Annotated in this window: 3 protein-coding genes; all 3 read right to left on the bottom strand. The window is 55.6% G+C overall.

Going from position 1 to position 4,350, the window contains the following annotated elements; all coding sequences use genetic code 11:
* Positions 1 to 325 precede the first annotated feature (325 nt).
* Positions 326 to 1,624: a plasmid replication protein RepC gene (gene repC / locus AAAC48_RS17010; RefSeq protein WP_340655316.1), complete on the bottom strand. Its 1,299-nt coding sequence runs from the start codon at positions 1,622 to 1,624 to the stop codon at positions 326 to 328.
* A 159-nt stretch (positions 1,625 to 1,783) separates the two neighbouring features.
* Positions 1,784 to 2,743: a plasmid partitioning protein RepB gene (gene repB / locus AAAC48_RS17015; protein WP_340655317.1), complete on the bottom strand. Its 960-nt coding sequence runs from the start codon at positions 2,741 to 2,743 to the stop codon at positions 1,784 to 1,786.
* An 82-nt stretch (positions 2,744 to 2,825) separates the two neighbouring features.
* Positions 2,826 to 4,025 (bottom strand): plasmid partitioning protein RepA, encoded by a 1,200-nt coding sequence (gene repA / locus AAAC48_RS17020; RefSeq protein WP_340655318.1) that lies wholly within the window; start codon positions 4,023 to 4,025, stop codon positions 2,826 to 2,828.
* Positions 4,026 to 4,350: the final 325 nt, after the last annotated feature.

Consider the following 4,350-nt stretch of genomic DNA (forward strand, 5'->3'; position numbering starts at 1 on the left):
ACCCTAACCTTGCGGTTCCAATTGGCTCAACCCCACGTCATCGCCATCAACCGAAATCTTCTTTGCCCGGGAATTTGGTCCGGTTTCTGACTTGCGTGCTGCATCTGCCGTAGCTCTAATACTTTTAACGCCCTGTTTACGTTAATATTTTTCTCCATTCTGTACTTAAAATCGACTTAGCTTCGCCTTATCGGACTATATTTTCCCGCCGAGCACTGCCACGCGTCGCTTACACCTGGCCAACCTTCGCCGCATTAGGCGATTCCTCGGTCAAGAATCTCTCGATCGGTCGAGAATTTCCACTTCGTGGTCCATCCTCGACCGGTCATTTCCCAGTCACCAATTGGACATGGGTACCGTTCGCCCTGAGTTGCGCTAGTACCATCGGCCAGATGGAGAATTCGCCCTTCGCCGCCTTGTCGGTCAGCGACCGCAAATAACCCCCGGCCGAATTGATCTGGTCCGCCCTTTCGAGAATGCACGCAACGGCAATCGCCGCATTTTCTTGCCCAAGCACATCGCAAGCCTCTTCATAGGCCGATGGGCTGACGCCGAGCATGGACCGAACAACGACTGCCGCTGCCATCAAATCGGTCCAACTGGCGATCCCTTGTTTGGTATAAGCCGCGATTTCCGGACAAGCCTGCCGCACAAGGCCAAGCGGAACCGGTTTTGCATCGCCGCCGGCCATATCACTGGCGTCCTCGATCCTCCTGCCCGGCCGGAAGGTTCTTGCTGGTTCGTTTTTACGTTCGCCTTCTACATATGGTTCAGATGTCTGCTCAGTTTTTGGCCCCTGGTCCTTTCTAAAGCGAGGTTCAAGGTCAGTTGGGGAGTTGGTATTTGAATTTTGTTTGTGGCGCTCAGAATGAGACTCTTTGGCGCTTGTTTTTTGAGAATTCAGCTTTTCTTCCAATAGATTGGATACTTCAAGATGGATGCACTCCAATCCATCGACGACTGGCTCAAGGTCGCATGCCATCGCTTGGCGCGGTATCTCATCAATGACAGCGCGAAAGCGGGTGTACTCGCTGCTCCAGTCGAGCTCTGGCAACTCTTCGAAGCCAAGCTCGATCAGCTTGGTGATATTCCGGCGCAGAAGAGTGACACGTTCCTTCATGAGCTTCAACTGCAGCCGCTCGCACCGCACCTGTTCGGCCATAGCGTCGAACTCAGAGGCACGCGCCACCAGGGGGGCCAATGAGAAGCCGAACGCCTCTCCGCCCTCCCCTGCCCTCGCCCTGCGCGCATAGCGCTTGCCGTTGGGACTATCCTTTCGAAAGATCAGCCCGGTTTCCACCAGGGCGCTCAAATGCCGCCGCAACGTTGCCGGCGCCATCCCGTGTGCGCGCAATGAAAGTTGCACGTTCGATGGAAACACTACGAGGCCGTTCGCCTCGGTGAGTTCCGCCTGCGGGTAGAACGTCAACAAGGCGTTGAGCACCACGAGCGCACGATCGGAAATGCCGATCAGCGCCCTCGCCTCGCACAGGCTGCGAAACAGTTTCCATTTGTCGATAGACGCCCCTGGATCGATCCCTTGCACCTGTGCCTGCGTTGCCAGCATGCCAAGCGACAGCGACCGCCGCCCGAAGGGCGTCGTGAATGCATTCCCCGTCTGCATTGTCTCTCACCTTTTTAAAGGCAAAAGAAATCCGCTCGCCAGAACGACGTCAAAAAGTCTTGACACTGATTCGGGGAAATGCGATTCTCGATCCTGCTAGAGATATGAGAGAAGCCTTCCGAGACAGCGATGTTGAGGTGGGCTTTTTTCTTTTGCGGATTAGTCTCCTGTTTTTGCTACTGTTTCCGACTCCTTGAAGGCCCGGTAGAGTTCTTCGAGGTTATCGGCAATGTATGCACCGAAGCGCGAAGCATTCTTGGCCCTCAGCGCCAAGGTAAACGCCTTGCCAGTGTCCTTGATATCGACGCTTACCGACTTGTCTTTCGGCGCCCACGCTTTTATCGCCGGCGCATTTTTTACCGCCCGGCCGGCCTTGTTGAGAAAATCCAACAGCCCGTTGAATCGCTCATCGCCGGTCTCCGCCACAAAATCAGCGGTCGCCACAAACGCTACCGCTCGCTGCTGGTTGCCTGGCACCTGCAGGAGCTTGGACAATTGCCACCAACGATCGCGTCCCGTCGCCTTCGCCGAGCCGATGGCGAGGATAATCGCTTCCGGAACGTGTGCTGAAACAGACTGCATCTTGGAAAACGTGGTTGCATCCAGCGCCAACGCTGACCTGATCACCGTCTGGTCGTAGCCGAGATCCGCGAGGCGCTTGGCAAACAGCGTTCGCTCGATGAACGAGAGGTTCGAGCGGGCAGCATTCTCCTGGCCCTGCGCGATCACATGGTCCTGATCCGCGAGGGGCTTGACGACAGCACGGACTTGACGTCCCAACTGCCTGGCAACTTTGACGCGGCGATGGCCGAAGACGATCTGGTATCGGCCAGAGGCGGTTGGATGCGGGCGCACCAGGACCGGTGAGTCCTGTCCCCTCTCCCTGATCGCAGCCAAGAGCTCCTGAAACGCTTCATCGTCCTGGTCAATCCGGTCCGAGACGAAGGAGCTGTCCACCAGTTCCGGATCAAGCTCAACGACGCTACCCTTGGCGAGCTCTTCGAACGAACTCTTGATCGACCGCGACGCGCCACTGACGACATAGGACAATGCATCATTCCGCTCTGCCTTTGGCGGAGCGGGGTTCATCACGCTGCTGAAAATGTCCTTACGAGCCATCTATCGGGCCCCGCTTGTATATAGTCGTTTGATTTCATGGATAAAAATCGTTGTTTTTACCGCGGTAAATAGTTTCGCCATGTCAACGCCCCCATGCTCTGTGCACGAGAGCCGTAATCTCGGAGTTGACGGCATCCAGAGATTCAATCGCGCGTTCATAGGTCGTGCGGGTGAAGCTGTTCTTCTCCACCTCGTACAATGTTTGCTTGGTCAGTCCCGCATCCGAAACCGCAGTCGATTTCAGCATCGGGTTGCTGAGAATCTCTTCTGCGAGCATGGACTGCATGAAGCCGACCATTTGCGCCTGCGGTATGTCCGTAGGCTCATAGCGGGTGATCAGGTAGCGAAACCAGTCGAGCTGCACCTTGGCTCCCGCCTGCTTCACGGTCTTGAGGATGCCACCAAGCATCAGCAAGAACTGCGACATCGACATGAGATCGAGCATCTGCGGATGAACTGTGATGAGCACCGAGGTCGCAGCCGACATGGCGGTCAATGTCAGATAGCCAAGTTGCGGCGGGCAATCGACAACGACGACATCGTAGCGGTTGTCTACTTCCTCGAGCGCCTTGCCTATGCGCGTGAAGAACTGCCGGCCTTCGAGCGACGCCCGGTCCTGCATCGCAAGCGGCGTATCATATTCATACTCCTGCAGTTCAAGGTTAGCCGGGATGATATCGAGGCCAGGAAAATTAGTCGGCAGAATGACGTCGGATATCGGCTTGCGCTCGTCGTCGTAGCGGATCGACTCGTAGAGCGAGAGATTGCGGTCGAGTTCCGGCTGGAACCCATGCAATGCCGACAACGATGCCTGCGGGTCCAGATCAATGGCAAGCACGCGGTGCCCGGTCAGCGCCAGATATTGCGACAGATGCGCCGCCGTCGTCGTCTTGCCGGACCCGCCCTTGAAATTGACAACCGCAATGACCTGCAACTTGTCGCCCGGCTTGCGGTGCGGAACGTATTTCTTCACCTCGGTACGGCCGTTGCGATCGAGATAGTGCCGCAGTTCCAGCATCTGCTCGGCGTTGTATGAGCGGCGCCCCGAAGGCGCCTGTGCCGGTACCGGTCCCTTGCCTTCCAGATGCAGGCGCTTCAGATTGTTCTGCGTGACGCCGAGATAATGCGCCACTTCAGCCATGGAGAATGAGCGCAATGTCTTCTTGGCGTTCGGCGGAAACTTTTCCATCCGAAGCTGATCCAGCCGGCGTGAAATCTCCGCACCCTGATCGAGAATCTTGTCATCAAACTCGAACTTTGGCAGAGGCATTGCGATATTCATCGGAATCGAAACCTCTAATAGCGCTTTTTCAAAGCAATCCTTTTAAGAACCGCCATTAAGCTCCGATTCGATTGATACGGCAAGAATTTTTGGGTTAACAAAAGGTTAACGCGCGGGAAGCTAACAACTTTGCTGGCAAGGTGCGGGTTTGACAAGGCAGTTCGTCGAGATGACAAATATCAGGCGATTGTTTTCACTATAGATTTTTATCCTTTTTACCGCAGTAAATCTCGCGATCCACTGCGGTAAAGAAAGCGGGGGAATACCGGTCCTTATTTCCCGGAATTCTCCTTGCGGGATTTGTCGTCTTCCACCAGTTCGTACC

It is taken from the genome of Phyllobacterium sp., from assembly GCF_037994405.1.
In the GTDB taxonomy this organism is placed as follows: domain Bacteria; phylum Pseudomonadota; class Alphaproteobacteria; order Rhizobiales; family Rhizobiaceae; genus Phyllobacterium.

What these genes read in the sequence shown, in the direction of transcription:
- repC (WP_340655316.1), bottom strand. Translation starts at nt 1,624, where the DNA reads ATGCAGACGGGGAATGCATTCACGACGCCCTTCGGGCGGCGGTCGCTG.
- repB (WP_340655317.1), bottom strand. Translation starts at nt 2,743, where the DNA reads ATGGCTCGTAAGGACATTTTCAGCAGCGTGATGAACCCCGCTCCGCCA.
- repA (WP_340655318.1), bottom strand. Translation starts at nt 4,025, where the DNA reads ATGAATATCGCAATGCCTCTGCCAAAGTTCGAGTTTGATGACAAGATT.